This window comes from Serratia sp. TMDUHS_CL (assembly GCF_037137105.1).
GTDB lineage: Bacteria > Pseudomonadota > Gammaproteobacteria > Enterobacterales > Enterobacteriaceae > Serratia > Serratia nevei.
The window spans coordinates 596,485-612,783 of the sequence record NZ_JBBBDV010000002.1 but is presented as its reverse complement, the minus strand read 5'-3'; the positions used below and the strand labels follow the sequence as shown (position 1 = coordinate 612,783).

At 61.6% G+C, this 16,299-nt stretch carries 16 protein-coding genes; 6 read left to right on the top strand and 10 right to left on the bottom strand.

Translation table 11 applies throughout. The features are described 5' to 3' along the window. Positions 1 to 59 precede the first annotated feature (59 nt). From fur to ybfF, 4 genes are all read right to left on the bottom strand, one after another. Positions 60 to 506, bottom strand: a complete 447-nt coding sequence (gene fur / locus WCL58_RS06720; RefSeq protein WP_019454058.1) for a ferric iron uptake transcriptional regulator — start codon at positions 504 to 506, stop codon at positions 60 to 62. A 329-nt stretch (positions 507 to 835) separates the two neighbouring features. Further along, positions 836 to 1,375: a flavodoxin FldA gene (fldA, locus tag WCL58_RS06715; protein ID WP_004939938.1), complete on the bottom strand. Its 540-nt coding sequence runs from the start codon at positions 1,373 to 1,375 to the stop codon at positions 836 to 838. Positions 1,376 to 1,639: 264 nt separating this feature from the next. After that, on the bottom strand, positions 1,640 to 1,927 hold the full coding sequence (gene ybfE / locus WCL58_RS06710) for a LexA regulated protein (RefSeq protein WP_004939936.1): 288 nt from the start codon (positions 1,925 to 1,927) through the stop codon (positions 1,640 to 1,642). Between the two features lie 256 nt (positions 1,928 to 2,183). Next, on the bottom strand, positions 2,184 to 2,957 hold the full coding sequence (gene ybfF, locus WCL58_RS06705) for an esterase (protein ID WP_197808171.1): 774 nt from the start codon (positions 2,955 to 2,957) through the stop codon (positions 2,184 to 2,186). A 224-nt stretch (positions 2,958 to 3,181) separates the two neighbouring features. Between ybfF and seqA the strand changes: the two genes are divergently transcribed. From seqA to WCL58_RS06685, 4 genes are all read left to right on the top strand, one after another. After that, entirely contained in the window at positions 3,182 to 3,724 is a 543-nt protein-coding gene (gene seqA / locus WCL58_RS06700; RefSeq protein ID WP_049201976.1) for a replication initiation negative regulator SeqA, read from the top strand. Positions 3,725 to 3,801: 77 nt separating this feature from the next. Next, the gene (pgm, locus tag WCL58_RS06695; protein ID WP_187322101.1) at positions 3,802 to 5,445 is read left to right on the top strand and encodes a phosphoglucomutase (alpha-D-glucose-1,6-bisphosphate-dependent); all 1,644 of its coding nucleotides are present in this window, start codon (positions 3,802 to 3,804) and stop codon (positions 5,443 to 5,445) included. A 191-nt stretch (positions 5,446 to 5,636) separates the two neighbouring features. Beyond that, positions 5,637 to 6,275, top strand: coding sequence for a PadR family transcriptional regulator (locus WCL58_RS06690; RefSeq protein ID WP_060423604.1), 639 nt, complete (start codon positions 5,637 to 5,639; stop codon positions 6,273 to 6,275). Further along, the gene (locus WCL58_RS06685; RefSeq protein ID WP_038877504.1) at positions 6,275 to 6,574 is read left to right on the top strand and encodes a DUF3861 domain-containing protein; all 300 of its coding nucleotides are present in this window, start codon (positions 6,275 to 6,277) and stop codon (positions 6,572 to 6,574) included. Before WCL58_RS06690 ends, WCL58_RS06685 begins: the two co-directional genes overlap by 1 nt. A 27-nt stretch (positions 6,575 to 6,601) precedes the next feature. On the opposite strand, the gene kdpE is transcribed toward WCL58_RS06685, so the two are convergent. The 6 genes from kdpE to WCL58_RS06655 form a co-directional block, all read right to left on the bottom strand. Beyond that, positions 6,602 to 7,291, bottom strand: a complete 690-nt coding sequence (gene kdpE / locus WCL58_RS06680) for a two-component system response regulator KdpE (protein ID WP_038877506.1) — start codon at positions 7,289 to 7,291, stop codon at positions 6,602 to 6,604. A gap of 16 nt (positions 7,292 to 7,307) precedes the next feature. Beyond that, positions 7,308 to 10,004 (bottom strand): two-component system sensor histidine kinase KdpD, encoded by a 2,697-nt coding sequence (gene kdpD, locus WCL58_RS06675; RefSeq protein WP_087763325.1) that lies wholly within the window; start codon positions 10,002 to 10,004, stop codon positions 7,308 to 7,310. 73 nt (positions 10,005 to 10,077) lie between these two features. Further along, positions 10,078 to 10,647 carry a potassium-transporting ATPase subunit KdpC gene (gene kdpC / locus WCL58_RS06670; RefSeq protein WP_084827872.1) on the bottom strand — a complete coding sequence of 190 codons (570 nt, stop codon included), beginning with the start codon at positions 10,645 to 10,647 and terminating at the stop codon, positions 10,078 to 10,080. Positions 10,648 to 10,665: 18 nt separating this feature from the next. Next, positions 10,666 to 12,735: a potassium-transporting ATPase subunit KdpB gene (gene kdpB / locus WCL58_RS06665; protein WP_060440513.1), complete on the bottom strand. Its 2,070-nt coding sequence runs from the start codon at positions 12,733 to 12,735 to the stop codon at positions 10,666 to 10,668. Between the two features lie 26 nt (positions 12,736 to 12,761). Beyond that, positions 12,762 to 14,450, bottom strand: a complete 1,689-nt coding sequence (gene kdpA, locus WCL58_RS06660; RefSeq protein WP_336850760.1) for a potassium-transporting ATPase subunit KdpA — start codon at positions 14,448 to 14,450, stop codon at positions 12,762 to 12,764. Further along, the gene (locus WCL58_RS06655; RefSeq protein ID WP_016928742.1) at positions 14,450 to 14,539 is read right to left on the bottom strand and encodes a K(+)-transporting ATPase subunit F; all 90 of its coding nucleotides are present in this window, start codon (positions 14,537 to 14,539) and stop codon (positions 14,450 to 14,452) included. Before WCL58_RS06655 ends, kdpA begins: the two co-directional genes overlap by 1 nt. A gap of 441 nt (positions 14,540 to 14,980) precedes the next feature. On the opposite strand from WCL58_RS06655, the gene WCL58_RS06650 reads away from it, so the two are divergent. Then, positions 14,981 to 15,190, top strand: a complete 210-nt coding sequence (locus WCL58_RS06650; protein ID WP_004939916.1) for a YbfA family protein — start codon at positions 14,981 to 14,983, stop codon at positions 15,188 to 15,190. A gap of 142 nt (positions 15,191 to 15,332) precedes the next feature. Then, positions 15,333 to 16,289 (top strand): YbgA family protein, encoded by a 957-nt coding sequence (locus tag WCL58_RS06645; protein ID WP_100396174.1) that lies wholly within the window; start codon positions 15,333 to 15,335, stop codon positions 16,287 to 16,289. Positions 16,290 to 16,299: the final 10 nt, after the last annotated feature.

The window sequence follows — 16,299 nt, the reverse complement described above, 5'->3', positions numbered from 1 at the left end:
GCACGGCAGGCATAAAAAAACCGCCTCGGTGTGAGGCGGTTTTTCATAGCCGGTCAGGCTTATTTCTTGTCGTGCAGCGTTTCGTCTTCGCGACAGTCACCGGTTTCACAGTGGCCGTACAGGTACAGGCTGTGGTTGGTGAGTTTGATGCCGTGCTGCTTGGCGATGTCACGCTGCCGCACTTCGATGGATTCGTCGCTGAATTCGATCACTTTGCCGCAGTCCAGGCAAATCAGGTGATCGTGGTGATGCTGTTGGGTCAGCTCGAACACGGACTTGCCGCCTTCGAAATTGTGACGTGTCACAATGCCCGCATCGTCAAACTGGTTCAGTACGCGATAAACCGTTGCCAGCCCGATCTCTTCGCCCATATCAATCAGTTTTTTGTACAAATCTTCCGCACTGACGTGATGGCATTCCGGATTTTGCAGTACTTCCAGGATTTTGAGTCGCGGAAGCGTGACTTTTAAGCCGGCCTTCTTCAATGCGATGTTGTTGTCGGTCATGCGAATTCAGTCCTGTTACTATGCTAATCAAGTTGAGGCGTACTCGCCTGTGGCATCGGTCGGCACAAAGAGTTAATGCGTCTCATTATAGAACCGGTTGTACTAAATGGAAACCGCCGGTTGTTAACAAAGATATAATTGCACTATTGCATGTTTTGCATGCAACGCCTTGATGGATGGGATAAACCGATATCTCAGTCTACCGTGACGGGGTGGGAAGTTACAAATCTGTAGCTTCTATCGCAGCAATCCCTGCTGCCGATGACGGCCCTGTGGGCACACTATGCACTTTACAGGGCCTTTGTTCAACCTTTCGCCAGTGCCGGGGCTTAGCCGACGATATCGGCCAGGCTCAGCTCTTCGACGATTTGTTTGACCCAGGCGTCCACGCGCTCGTTGGTCAGCTCAGGCTGACGGTCTTCGTCGATCGCCAGACCGATGAAGTGGTTGTCGTCCGCCAGGCCTTTGGAGGCCTCGAAGTGGTAGCCTTTGGTCGGCCAGTGGCCCACGATGGCCGCGCCACGCGGTTCGATGATGTCGCGGATGGTGCCCATCGCGTCACAGAAGTATTCCGCGTAGTCTTCCTGGTCGCCGCAGCCGAACAGCGCCACCAGTTTGCCGTTGAAGTCGACTTCTTCCAGCGTCGGGAAGAAATCATCCCAGTCACACTGCGCTTCACCGTAGTACCAGGTCGGGATACCCAGCAGCAGGATATCGAACCCTTCCAGGTCTTCTTTGCTGCTTTTAGCGATGTCATGCACTTCAGAGACGTCGTCGCCAAACTGTTTCTGGAGAATTTTCTGGATCATTTTGGCAATGTTTTCGGTATTGCCAGTGTCGCTGCCAAAGAAAATGCCTACAGTAGCCATATCGCGTATAACCTTTAAATTCAAGTAATTGCATTACTCGACGCCGGCACTGCCGCCGCTGACGCCGATTAAAATGATGCCATGGCAAGAGCCTTTCGCCTCCGGGGCGGGCGCCGACAGGCGCAGTCTCTTACCGGTAAATGCGTATCATGCCAGAAAGTGGCGCCGGGGTTTTATCGCATTTATGCGATGCCGGAGAATGAAGAAAAGCGTGGTCGATCCGGCGTTGTCCTTAACGCCGCGCCGCGCGTGCGGCCGAAGAGATCAATGTTCCGGCTGTTCTTCCGCCAGTTGTGCCAACAGCATCTGCTCGATGAGTTCGCTGCGGCTGATGTTGCGCTGTTCCGCCAGTTTGTTCAGGGCGTCCACCGCATCCGCGTTGATTTTCAGCTCTACGCGCCGCAATCCACGCACTTTATCGCGCCGTAGCTGATTGCGCTTATTGATTCTAAGCTGTTCATCGCGGGAAAGCGGGTTGGTTTTCGGGCGCCCCGGACGGCGTTCATCTGCGAACAGATCCAGCGTCGTGCGATCCGTTTGTTCTTTTGCCATAGGTAGCGGTACTGCAAGGGAGTTTGCATCAAAAAGCGCTCGCACGCTTCCGGAGGCATCGGTTAACACACTTCGGGCCAATAAACCCTAACCCAAATTCACCCCCGAACCGGCGTTCGCGAACGCGCTGGCGCGGCGGCAAAATTATAGCGCGCCATATTACCCCAGCAGATGGAGCGACGACAATGCCTAACTGCGGGCTAAACGCGCTAAGCCGTTATCTTTAGCGCGTTTTTTCGCCAGGCGAGCGCGTTTTTCAGGCTTCGTCGAGGAAACGGTGGATGGCGCGCAGCACCGCTTCCGGTTTTTCGGCGTGCACCCAATGGCCGGTGCCGGCGACGACGTGCGCGCGGGCCTGCGGGAACTGGCGGGCGATGGCCGCACGGTAGCTGTCCTGCACGTACGGCGACAGGCCGCCGCGAATGAACAGGGTCGGGTGCGGCCAGGCCGGCACATCCTGCCAGCCGGTGATGTCTTCGTAGCGTTCGATCAGCACCGGCAGGTTGAAGCGCCATTCGCCGTTGTGGAAGGACTTCAGCAGGAACTGGATCACGCCTTCTTCCTGCAGGTAGTCGCGCATCAGCTGGGCGGCCGCCTGGCGCTGGGTGATGCCGGCGGCGCTGACGGCCTTCAGCGCGGCGAAGATCTCGTCGTGGCGGCGGGTCTGGTAATCCACCGGCGCGACGTCGATGACGATCAGCCTGGCGACGCGCTCGGGCGCGATGGCGGTCAGCGCCATCGCCGCTTTGCCGCCCATCGAATGGCCGATGACGATCGCTTTCTCCAGCTGCAGTTCGTCGAGCAGCGCCAGCAGATCCTGCGCCATGGCGGCGTAGTTCATGTCGTCGGCGCGCGGGGAGAGGCCGTGGTTGCGCAGATCGACCTTGATCACCGTGTGCTGTTTATGCAGATCGCGCGCCAGCACGCCCAGGTTGTCCAGATTGCCGAACAGCCCGTGGATCAGCAGCACCGGCAGCGCGTCTGACTCGGCGGCCAGCAGTTGATAATGTAATTTCATGGCGAAGTTCATACTGAGAGAGATTCAGATTAGGGTATCATGATTGAATCGCACGATGAATCATGCGGAATTTTCGCGGCGCGGGCTTGGCAGTGCCGGCTATAGGTATTAGTCTGCATTTTCCGTCCGGAGGCACATTGTTGTGTTCGCCCCAGCGCTTTTAACCTTATAATCCCATGGCTTGAATGCAGGATCTGGCTTCAGGTTCTAAGTAGAAAAAACAGTATTGGATAAAGATGAAAACTATTGAAGTCGACGAAGAGCTTTACCGTTATATTGCCAGCCACACGCAACACATCGGTGAAAGCGCGTCCGATATTTTACGCCGCATGTTGAAATTCACCGCCGGGCAACCGGTGCGCGCGTTGCCTGCCGCCAGTGCGCCGCAGTCCGTCGAGCTGGAAAAAACGGCGCCGGCGCAGCGTCCGCGCGATCGCGTGCGCGCCATGCGCGAGCTGCTGTTGTCGGATGAATATGCCGAGCAGAACAAAGCGGTCAACCGTTTCATGCTGGTGCTGTCCACGCTGTATACCCTCGATGCCGCCGGTTTCGCCGCCGCCACCGAGGCGTTGACCGGCCGTACCCGCACCTATTTCGCCGGCGATCAGCAGACCTTGCTGGCCAACGGCACGCATACCAAGCCGAAGCATGTACCGGGCACCCCTTACTGGGTGATCACCAATACCAATACCGGCCGCAAACGCAGCATGATTGAACATATCATGCAGGCCATGCAGTTCCCGGCGGAACTGATCGAGAAAGTTTGCGGTACCGTCTAATTTAGCGAACAGCCCGTCATGATGGCCGTGCGCGACGTATTTGCCCGGTCACCGACAGGGATGAGGGAGATATGTCGATGGCGAATAATCCACGTGCCGGGCAGCCCGCCCGCCAAAGCGATCTGATCAACGTAGCCCAGCTGACGTCGCAGTACTATGTGCTGCAACCGGAAGCCGGCAATCCCGCACATGCGGTGAAGTTTGGCACCTCCGGCCACCGCGGCAGCGCGCAGCGTCACAGCTTCAACGAAGCGCACATCCTCGCCATCGCTCAGGCGATCGCCGAAGTTCGTCATCAGCAGGGCACCACCGGCCCGTGCTACGTGGGCAAAGACACCCATGCGCTGTCCGAGCCGGCCTTCATTTCCGTGCTGGAAGTGCTGACCGCCAACGGCGTCGATGTGATCGTGCAGGAAAATAACGGTTTCACGCCAACGCCGGCGGTATCGCACGCCATTCTGTGCCACAACCGCCGCGGCGGCGCGCAGGCCGACGGCATCGTCATTACGCCGTCCCATAACCCACCGGAAGACGGCGGCATCAAGTACAACCCGCCGAACGGCGGCCCGGCCGACACCAACCTGACGTCGGTGATTGAAAAGCGCGCCAACGAACTGCTGGCGCAACAGTTGAAAGGCGTTCAGCGCCAGTCGCTGGACAAGGCCTGGAACAGCGGCCACCTGCATGCCAAAGACCTGGTGCAGCCTTATGTCGAAGGCCTGGTTGAGGTGGTCGACATGCCGGCCATCCAACGCGCCGGCCTGAAACTGGGCGTGGATCCGCTTGGCGGTTCCGGCATCGCCTATTGGCAGCGCGTGGCGGAGCACTACAAGCTGGATCTGACGCTGGTGAACGATTCCATCGATCAGACCTTCCGCTTTATGCACCTGGACCACGACGGCATCATCCGCATGGACTGTTCGTCCGAGTCGGCGATGGCCGGCCTGCTGGCGCTGCGCGACAAATTCGATCTGGCGTTCGCCAACGATCCGGATTACGACCGCCACGGCATCGTCACGCCGAAGGGCCTGATGAACCCGAACCATTATCTGGCGGTAGCCATCAACTACCTGTTCCAGCATCGCCCGCAGTGGGGCGCTGATGTCGCAGTCGGTAAAACGCTGGTGTCCAGCGCGATGATCGACCGCGTGGTGGCCGACCTGGGCCGCAAGCTGGTGGAAGTGCCGGTCGGCTTCAAGTGGTTCGTGGACGGCCTGTTCGACGGCAGCCTGGGCTTCGGCGGCGAAGAGAGCGCCGGGGCCTCGTTCCTGCGCTTCAACGGCAAACCGTGGTCGACGGACAAAGACGGTATCATCATGTGTCTGCTGGCGGCTGAAATCACCGCGGTAACCGGTGAAAACCCGCAGCATCACTATGACGATCTGGCCAAACGCTTCGGTGCGCCAAGCTACAACCGCATCCAGGCGCCAGCGACTGCGGCGCAAAAAACGGCGCTGTCCAAGCTGTCGCCGGAGATGGTCAAGGCCAATACCCTGGCGGGCGACCCGATCACCGCCCGTCTGACTGCGGCACCGGGCAACGGCGCGTCGATTGGCGGCCTGAAAGTGATGACCGACAACGGCTGGTTCGCGGCCCGTCCTTCCGGTACCGAAGACGCATACAAGATCTACTGCGAGAGCTTCCTCGGGGCGGAACACCGCGAGAAGATCGAGCACGAAGCGGTCGAGATCGTCAGCGAAGTGCTGGCCTCCGCCAAGTAATCGCTTTTCTTGATTGATAAAAAGCGCTGTTTTTACAGCGCTTTTTTTATGCCTGCAATTTAGATATATCTTTTTACCGGCGCACGCTTGCGCATTTAGATATATCGATCTAGATTAGCGTCATCGACGCTGTTTAGATATATCTAAACAACCTCGTATTGATGTTCACTGTTAAAGCGAGGTATCACCCTATGTTTCATCGATTAGGTTTACACCGGCATCACCACCATCATGAATGCGAAGAGGGCCGCCGTCATCGCGGTGGGCGCCATCACTTCGGCGGCGAAGGCGAAGAGCACGGCCGGGGTGGGCGCGGCGGCCGGGGCGGGCGTCACCGTCTGTTCGAGCACGGCGATCTGCGTCTGGTACTGCTGGCGCTGGTGGCGCGCAAGCCCAGCCACGGCTATGAGCTGATCAAGGCGATTGAGGAGGCGTCATCCGGCCTGTACGTGCCGAGCCCGGGGGTGATTTACCCCACGCTGACGCTGCTGGAAGAGCAGGATTTCCTTGAGCCGCTCACCACCGGCAACGGCCGCAAAAGCTACCGCATCACCGCCGCGGGCGAGGGCGAGCTGCAAAAGCATCAACAGGTGGTTGACGTCATTCTGGCGCGTCTGGCGGGCGCCGGCCGCGAGCATCATCGGCACGGCAATCTGGCGGAAGGCATCTACGACGCCATGAACCGCCTGCGCAGCCTGCTGCGCGGCAACGTGATGCGCGCCGATCTCACGCCGCAGCAGGTGGAGCGCATCAACGCCGCGTTGCTGACCGCCGTGGCGGCGATCGAAAGCGAAATGCATATTCAACCCACGCAGCAGGAGAAGAACTGATGCCCGGCCACCGTTTTACTATTACCGTTGAAGCCCTGAGCGATCGCCAGGGCAATCCCGTCGAGAAAGCGCCGCTGAGTTTTGAAGTGACCAACCACGACGATATTCTCGATATCGTCGAACGCATCCGGGCGCGTGACGATCTGAACTTCGGCCCCGAGCAGAGCGCGGCCTTCGCCGTAGGCTTGAAGCTGTTCTCCGAAGTGATGATCGAAAACCGCAAACACCCGGTGTTCGCTCCGCTGCGCGATGCGTTTAAAGAATTTATGGTCGGATTGAAGAAGGGGCCGGCGGCGTAAAGGCGCGGCAAACCGCGCCCGCCGGGGTTAAGGCATGAAGCGATAGCCGACGCCGGTTTCGGTCAGCAGGTGTTTGGGCCGGGCCGGATCGGCTTCGAGCTTCTGCCGCAGGTGGCCCATGTAGATGCGCAGATAGTGGCTGTGCTCCACGTAGTTCGGCCCCCAGACGTGGCTCAACAGTTGGCGTTGGGTGATCACTTTGCCGGCGTTGGCCAGCAGCTCCGCCAACAGGCGAAACTCGATCGGCGTCAGATGCAGATCTTCGTCGTTGCGCAGTACCCGGCGATTCACCAGATCGACGGTGATTTCTGAAAAGCTTATCAGCGGGCTTTCCTGTTGGCTGGCGGAGTGGCGACGCAGTGCGACCCGTACCCGCGCCAGCAGCTCGCCGATGCCGAACGGTTTGCTGAGGTAGTCGTCGGCGCCGGCGTCCAGCGCGGCGATTTTGTCCTCTTCGGCGTTGCGCGCCGACAGCACGATCACCGGAATGGCGCTCCACTGCCGCAGATCGCGGATGTAGCTCAGCCCGTCGCCGTCCGGCAAGCCCAAATCAAGAATGATCAGATCCGGTTTGCGCGTGCCGGCTTCAATCAACCCACGCTGCAGCGTTTCACTTTCAAATACCCGCAGGCCTTCGCTCTCCAGTGCGGTGCGCACGAAGCGGCGGATCTCTTTTTCATCTTCAACAATCAGAATGTTGGTTGGCGTTATGCTCACGTTTCCCCTGCGTTGATTACAGATCGAAGGCGTCGCCGTCGATCTCGGGCGGTTTTTCCAGCGGCAGCACGAAGCGGAAGCTGGCGCCGCCGTTGGCGCCGTTTTCCGCCCAGATGCGGCCATCATGCACTTCAATAATGGCACGGCAAATCGCTAACCCCAAGCCGACGCCGGGGATTGCCGACTCTTTATTGCCGCGTGAAAACTTGTCGAAAATCAGCTGCAGCTGATCGGCGGGGATGCCGGGGCCGTTATCCCAGACCTCGACTTCCAGCCACTCGGGCAGCGTGCGGGCGCGAATGCCGATGGTGGCCTCGGCGCCGGCGTATTTATTGGCGTTTTCCAACAGGTTGGTGAACACCCGCTCCAGCAGGCTGCCGTCGCAGTTGACCAGGATCTGTTCCGGCGGCAGTTCGACCACGATAGGATGCTGGCTGAGCAGCGGCTCCAGCATGTGCAGCGAGGCGCCGACGATCTCTTCCAGCGACTGCCACTCTTTGCGCAGGCTGAAACCGCCGGACTGGATGCGCGCCATATCCAGCAGGTTGTTCACCAGCCGGGTGGTGCTCAGCACCTGCTGGCGGATCTGGCTGGCCTGGGTGGCGTGATTGGAGCCTTCGGCCGCCAGATCCAGCGTGAGAATTTCCGCCTGGCCGAACAGCACGGTCAGCGGCGTGCGCAGATCGTGCGACAGCGCCGCCAGCAACGAGTTGCGCAGCTGTTCGCGCTCGGCGTCCAGCTTGGCTTCTTCGGCGCTGCGCGCCAGGTGCAGCCGCTCCAGCGCGCTGGCGATCAGCACCGCGAAGGTCTGCAGCAGCCGCTGCTGTTCCGGCACCATCAGCTGGCGCAGGTTGTTGGGTTCGATCGCCAGCAGGCCGAAGGTCTGCTTGGGGGTATTGAGCGGCAGCAGCTGGTAAGGCACGCCGGGCAGGGTGTCGGTGCCGGCGCCGGCCGGCAGGCCTTTGTCGAAGCTCCAGCGCGCGATGGCCTCGTCTACCGACAGCAGCCCGCCTTCCTCGCCGACCATCTGTTGCAGGCGACCGTCTTCCTGCGGCAGCAGCAGCACGGTTTTCGCCTGGAAACTGCTGGAGAGGAAGTGGCGGCTGGTGTTGGCGATGTCGGCCACGGTCAGCGCGCGGCTCAGCCCGCGCGACATTTCGTACAGGTGGCGCGCCCGCTGCTCGCGGTAGCGCGCCACCCGGGCCTGATAACGCACCCCGGCGGTCAGGTTGCCGATGATGATGCCGACGGCGAGCATCACGCCGAAGGTCAGCAGATACTGCATGTCGCTGACGGCGAACGACCATTCGGGCTGGACGAAGAACAGATCGAAACTGGCGACGTTGATCACCGCCGCCAGCACCGACGGCCAGCGGCCGAAGAACAGCGCGACGATCGCCACGCCGAGCAGATAAACCATCACCAGGTTGGCCTGATCGAAGCCCGGCAGCAGCCACTGCGAGAGCAGGGTAATCAGCGCGCACAGCGCCACCGCGACCACGCAACCGCGCAGCTGCATGCGCCATTTATCATTGAAGCTGCGGCCGTCGTGCTCCTTGCCCGGCGGCGGTTGTGCGGTGTCGCTCTCCAGCGCCACGATCACCAGATCGAGATCCGGGCCCAGCCGGCCGAGGCGATCGGCGAAGCTGCCGCGCAGCTTCCAGCGCTGCTCGCTGCGGCGGCCGATGATGATTTTGCCGAGGTTATGCTCGCGGGCATAGCGCAGCACCGCGCGCTCTTCGGACGGATCGGCCAGCGTGGCGGTTTCTGCCCCCAGTTCCTGCGCCAGCCGCAGCGCGCGCAGAATGGCGCGGCGCTGGTTTTCCGGCAGCCGGTGCAGCTTGGGGGTTTCCACATAGACCGCATGCCAGTGGCAGCCGAGCCGCGCCGCCAGCCGGGCGGCGATGCGCACCAGCTTTTCGTTGCCGCTGTTGTGGCCGACGCACAGCAGAATGCTGTCGCGGGTGTGCCACACTTTCTCGCGCCCCTGGGTGTCGCGAAACTCGCGCATCTGGTCATCGACCCGATCGGCGGTGCGGCGCAGCGCCAGCTCACGCAGGGCGATCAGGTTGCCTTTGCGGAAGAAGTGCTCGATGGCGCGCTCGGCCTGGCCGGGAATATACACTTTGCCTTCGTGCAGCCGCCGGCGCAGATCGTCCGGTGGCAGATCGACCAGCACCACTTCGCTGGCCTCGTCAAACACGTGGTCGGGCACCGTTTCACGCACCCGCACGCCGGTCACGCCGCCCACTACGTCGTTCAGGCTTTCCAGATGCTGTACGTTGACGGTTGTCAGCACGTCGATGCCGGCATCCAGCAGCTCTTCCACATCCTGCCAGCGTTTGGGGTGGCGCGAACCGTGAGCGTTGCTGTGCGCCAGTTCATCCATCAGCACCAGCGCCGGGTGGCGCGCCAGCGCGGCGTCGAGATCGAATTCATGCACCAGCCGGCCGCGATGCTGGATGCGTTTTTGCGGCAGCAGCGTCAGGCCGTCGAGCAGGGCGGCGGTCTCGCTGCGGCCGTGGGTTTCCACCACGCCGACCAGCACGTCCAGCCCCTGAGCGCGCAAACGCTGGGCTTCCTGCAGCATGGCGTAGGTTTTGCCGACGCCGGCGCAGGCGCCGAAGAATACCTTCAACCGGCCGCGCGGTTTTTCATTGGCCATCGCCAGCAGGCTATCGGGATCGGGGCGCTGCTGCTCTTCTTCGACCATGACAATTCCTTGTGTTACCAAGCAAAAAGGGGTTCGGCATGCCGAACCCTATCACTATGCTGAATACGGCGCGTTACTTCAACGCATCCAGCGCCAGGTTCAGCTTCAGTACGTTCACCACCGATTCCCCCATGAAGTTGGGCGTGGCCCGATCGGTGTTGTCTTCGATCAGTTTGGCGATCTGTTCCGGCGGCAGATGCCGTGCCGCCGCGACTCGTGCCAGCTGATACTGTGCGGCGGCGATCGAGATCTGCGGATCCAACCCGCTGCCGGAGGCGGTCAGCAGATCGACCGGGATCGGGCCGCTCATCGCAGGGTTGGCCTGGCGCAGCTGCGCTGCGCGCTCGGCGATAGCCTTATCCAGTGCCGGGTTGGTGGCCGCCAGGTTGCTGCCGGCAGAGGCCAGTGGATTATAGGCCGAATCGCCGGTGGCCGATGGGCGGCCCCAGAAATAGTCGGCGCGCGTGAAGTTCTGGCCGATCAGCGCGGAGCCGACCGCCTTGTCGCCCCGGTACAGCATCGAACCGTTGGCCGCACCCGGAAACAGCAGCTGCGCCAGCCCGGTGGTCAGCAGCGGATAGGCGATGCCGGTGATCAGCGTCAGCAGGATCAGCATCACCAGCGCAGGTCGTAAATAAGTCATGTTCATTTCCCTCAATGGTTAACCGGCGACGTGCAGCGCGACCAGGATCAGGTCGATCAGTTTGATGCCGACGAACGGCACCAGCAGGCCGCCGACCCCGTACAGCCACAGGTTGCGGCGCAGCAGGGCCGCGGCGCTCATCGGTTTGTAGCTCACCCCTTTCAGCGCCAGCGGGATCAGGAACACGATCACCAGGGCGTTGAAGATCACCGCCGACATGATGGCGGAGGCCGGGGAATGCAGATGCATCACGTTCAGTGCGTTCAGCTGTGGATAGGTGGCCGCGAATGCCGCCGGAATGATGGCGAAGTATTTGGCCACGTCGTTGGCGATGCTGAAGGTGGTCAGCGAGCCGCGCGTCATCAGCATCTGTTTGCCGATGTGCACCACTTCGATCAGCTTGGTCGGGTTGGAATCCAGATCGACCATGTTGCCCGCCTCTTTGGCGGCCTGGGTGCCGGAGTTCATCGCCACCGCCACATCGGCCTGCGCCAGCGCCGGGGCGTCGTTGGTGCCGTCGCCGGTCATCGCCACCAGGCGGCCTTCCGCCTGGTACTGGCGGATCAGCGCCAGCTTGGCTTCCGGCGTGGCTTCCGACAGGAAGTCGTCCACCCCGGCTTCGGCGGCGATCGCCGCCGCGGTCAGCGGGTTATCGCCGGTGATCATCACCGTTTTGATGCCCATCTTGCGCAGCTCATTGAAGCGTTCCTTGATGCCGCCCTTGACGATGTCCTTCAGCGCCACCACGCCCAGCACTCGGGCGCCTTCCGCCACCACCAGCGGTGTACCGCCGGTGCGCGCCACGCTTTCCACCAGATCGTCCACCGCCCGCGGGAAGTGCCCCTGATTGGATTCGACGTGACGGCGAATGGCATCCACTGCGCCTTTGCGGATCATGCGCTCCTGCACGTTGACGCCGCTCATGCGGGTCTGGGCGGAGAAGGGCACGAAGGTGGCGTTCAGCGCCTGCAGATCGCGTTCGCGCAGGTTGAATCGCTGTTTGGCCAACACCACGATGCTGCGGCCTTCCGGCGTTTCGTCCGCCAGCGAGGCCAGCTGCGCGGCATCCGCCAGCTCTTGCTCTTTCACGCCCGGTGCCGGCAGGAACTCCGAAGCCTGGCGGTTGCCGAGCGTGATGGTGCCGGTTTTATCCAGCAGCAGCACGTCCACGTCGCCGGCGGCTTCCACCGCGCGGCCGCTGGTGGCGATCACGTTGGCGCCGAGCATGCGGCTCATCCCGGCCACGCCGATGGCGGACAGCAGGCCACCGATGGTGGTGGGGATCAGACAGACCAGCAGCGCGACCAGCACGGTGATGGTGACCACGCTGCCGCTGCCGGCCGCTTCCACGCTGTATTGCGAGAACGGGAACAGGGTGGCGGTGGCCAGGACGAACACGATGGTCAGCGCCACCAGCAGGATAGTCAGTGCGATCTCGTTCGGCGTTTTGCGGCGTTTGGCGCCTTCCACCATGGCGATCATGCGATCGAGGAAGGTTTCCCCCGGGTTGACGCTGCACTGCACCACCAGCCAGTCGGACAGCACGCGGGTGCCGCCGGTGACCGAGGAGAAGTCGCCGCCGGACTCGCGGATCACCGGCGCGGATTCACCGGTGATGGCGCTTTCATCTACCGAGGCGCCGCCTTCCAGTACTTCGCCGTCGCACGGGATGGTGTCGCCGGCTTCCACTAGCACGATATCGCCCTTGCGCAGGCTGTCGGCGGCCACTTTCTCCGTGGCGCCGTCGCGGCGCGGGCCGGCCAGTTTTTTCGCCCAGCTGGTTTTCTTGGTGCCCTTCAGGCTTTCCGCCTGGGCCTTGCTACGCCCTTCGGCCAGCGCTTCCGCGAAGTTGGCGAACAGCACGGTGAACCACAGCCACAGGGAGACGCTGCCGGTAAAGGCGGCGGCGCCGTCGGTTTGGCCGGTGAGGATCGCCAGCCAGATGGCGGTGGTCAGAATGCTGCCGATATACACCACGAACATCACCGGGTTGCGCCATTGAACGCGAGGGTCCAGTTTTTTCACCGCATCGATCAGCGCGGTGCGCACCAGGGCCGGTTCAAACAGCGCGCGTTGTTTGCGAGTCATCTCTTATTCTCTCTCTGTGACGTCTGTTAGTTTGCCAACCAAAGCTGCAAATGCTCGGCCACCGGGCCCAGCGCCAGCGCCGGCACGAAGGTCAGCGCGCCCACCAGCAGCACGGTGCCGATCAGCAGGCCGATAAACAGCGGCCCATAGGTCGGCAGGGTGCCGTTGCCCGCCGGCTGGCGTTGTTTGGCGCTCAGCGAACCGGCGATCGCCAGCACCGGCAGGATCACCCCGAAGCGGCCGACAAACATGGCGAAGGCCAACAGCAGGTTGTAGAACGGCGTATTGACGCTCAACCCGGCGAAGGCGCTGCCGTTGTTGTTGGCGGCGGAGGACAGGGCGTACAGCACTTCGCTGAAGCCGTGGGCGCCCGGGTTGAGGATGCCGGCGCGGCCCGCGTCGGTGCCGATGGCCAGCGCGCTGCCCAGCAACACCAGCGTCGGCGTGACCAGGATCGCCAGCGCGGTCATCTTCATGTCGTAAACGTCGATTTTCTTGCCCAGATATTCCGGGGTGCGGCCGATCATCAGACCGGCGATAAACACCGTCAGCAGCACGAACAGCAGCATGCCGTACAGGCCGGAGCCGACGCCGCCGAACACCACCTCACCGATCTGCATCAGCCACATCGGCACCATGCCACCCAGCGCGGTGAAGGAGTCGTGCATGGCGTTAACCGCCCCGCAGGACGCGGCGGTGGTCACCACCGAGAACAGGCTGGTGGCAAGAATGCCGAAGCGCGACTCTTTGCCTTCCATATTGATATTGCTGTCGGCGCCCAGCGCGCTCAGGTGCGGGTTGCCCGCCTGTTCGGCGTACATCACCACGACCACCGCCACCACGAAGATCAGCGCCATCGCCCAGATCAGCGCATGGCCCTGGCGGTTTTCACCGGCCAACTGGCCGAAGGAGAAGCACAGTGCGCAGGGGATCAGGAAGATGGCCAGCATCTGCACGAAGTTGGTCAGCACGGTTGGGTTCTCGAACGGGTGCGCCGAGTTGGCGCCGAAGAAGCCGCCGCCGTTGGTGCCGAGCATTTTGATCGCTTCCTGCGAGGCCACCGGCCCCATCGGCAGCGTCTGCTGCGCGCCTTCGAGCGTGGTGACGTGCAGGTAAGGCAGGAAGTTTTGCAGCGTGCCCTGGCTGACGAAGAACAGGGCGATCAGCAGCGCGATCGGCAGCAGCACATACAGCGTGATGCGGAACAGATCGGCCCAGGCGTTGCCGACGGTGTTGCCGGCGCGGCGGGTAAAGGCGCGGATCAGCGCAAAGGCCACGGCGATGCCGGTGGAGGCGGAGACGAAGTTCTGCACCGCCAGCCCGGCCATCTGGCTGAAATAGCTGAGGGCGCTTTCGCCGCTGTAGGCCTGCCAGTTGGTGTTGGTGACGAAGCTGACGGCGGTGTTGAGCGCCAGATCCCAGGAGAGGCCCGGGAAGCCTTGCGGGTTGAGCGGCAGCGAGCCCTGCGTCATCAGCAGGGCGAACAACAGCGCCAGGCCGAGCAGGTTGAACGCCAGGATCGCCAGCGCGTACTGCCACCAGTTCATCTCGGTGGCGCGGATGCCGCAGGCGCGCCAGACGCCGGCTTCTACCCCGCGCAGCGCAGGCAACGGCTCACCTTCGATCAGGCGCGCCATAAAGCCGCCCAGCGGCCGGGCTAGCAGCAGAAGCACCAGCAGGAAGCTGGCGATCAGTAAAAAGGCTGAAGCCGCCATCAGAAATCCTCCGCGTTAAACAGGGCGTAGACCAAATAGGCCAACAGCAGCAGAACCAACAGCGCACCACCAATAACGCTGAAACTCACGGGACACCTCCAGAGGTGTTGTTTTTGATAGAGGCAGTGTAGGGAGAGGGGTAGAAAGAAGATGAAAAAATCGCGCGGGCGGGTGTAAAAAAAGTATAAAAATGGCTGAAATTTCAGCGGAAATTCAGCGCTTCAACCATCAGGCCGGTGGCGAGATTGCCCCTGATGGGGCAGGGCGAACGGGCGTAAGCGGGAAATAACCACCCGGATAATAACCACAATGTAACCCATGGTAAGTTAAAAATTAACTTGGCTGTAACAAAATTACGGATCGCTGCGGCGATTAGCGATTTTTTGTGCGATTTAGTGGTCGGATGAGTAGTAAACTTTCATCAAGTGCGCTAAAATTTTGCTCAGTTACCAAATTACCGATTGTTCATTTGATACGCCGACGCCGTTTTCCCTGACAAATCAACGGCAGGCGTTTTTAAGGAGGTTCGCATGTCTACTACCTATCACGCTTATTCATTGCATCGGATTCTCCTGCGCCGCAGCGCAGTGGTTATCGCGGGCATTTTGGCCCTGCCGGTGATGCTGTTCCGCAGCGATCGCGGGCGTTTTTACAGCTACCTGCACCGCGTCTGGTCAAAAACCAGCGATAAGCCGGTCTGGCTGCAGCAGGCGGAACTGGCGTCCTGCGATTTCTACTGAGCCACTGTCGATTCACGAAAAAACCCTCGCCCTGCGGCGGGGGTTTTTTTATGCCTCTGGCCGCCCCTATCAAGCGCAAGGTCGTATTCGGCAAGCCATTCTTCTACACTTTCCTCATCGGCCAACAACACGGGAGAGCGGTATGAGTGACAAGATCCCTATCGGCATCAGCGCCTGTTTACTGGGCGAGACGGTGCGTTTCGACGGCGGCCACAAGCGGCTGGCCTTTGCGGTGGAACAATTGGCGCCCTATGTGCGCTTTGAGCCCGTTTGCCCGGAAATGGCGATCGGGCTGCCTACGCCGCGCCCGGCGCTGCGCCTGGTGAAACAGGCGCAGCCGTGGCCGGCGATGCGCTACAGCAACGACGCCGGCGTGGATCTGACTGAGGAGATGCGCGGCTTCTCCGCGCAGCGCGTGGCGGCCTTGCAACATCTGTGCGGGTACATCGTCTGCGCCAAGTCACCGAGCTGCGGCCTGGAGCGGGTGCGGGTCTACAGCGAAAACGGCAAGGACTCGCGTAAAAACGGCGTCGGTCTGTTTACCGCCGAACTGCTGCGCCAGATGCCGTGGCTGCCGGTGGAAGAGGATGGACGATTGCAGGACGCGGCACTGCGGGAAAACTTCATTGAACGGGTGTATGCGCTGTACGAGCTGAACATGCTGTGGCGTCAGGGGCTGACCCGCGGCGGGCTGATCGCGTTTCACAGCCGCTATAAGCTGTCGCTGCTGGCGCATTCGCAGCCGGCGTATCGGGAGCTGGGGCGCTTCGTCGCCGATATTCACCGCTGGGACTCGCTGGAGGCCTTCGCCGTGGAATACCGCAGCCGCCTGATGGCGCTGTTGGCGCACAAGGCAACGCGCCGCAACCACACCAATGTGTTGATGCACGTGCAGGGCTATTTCCGCCGTCAGCTCAGTACGGCGCAGCGCCAGGAGCTGGCGCACCTGATCGACCGCTACCGGCAGGGCATGCAGCCGCTGTTGGCGCCGATTGCGCTGCTCAAGCATTACATGGCGGAATACCCCGATCGCTATCTGGCGGAACAACGCTATTTCGAACCTTATCCGGAGGCGCTGCGTTTGCGTTACGGCCATTGATTGACAAGGA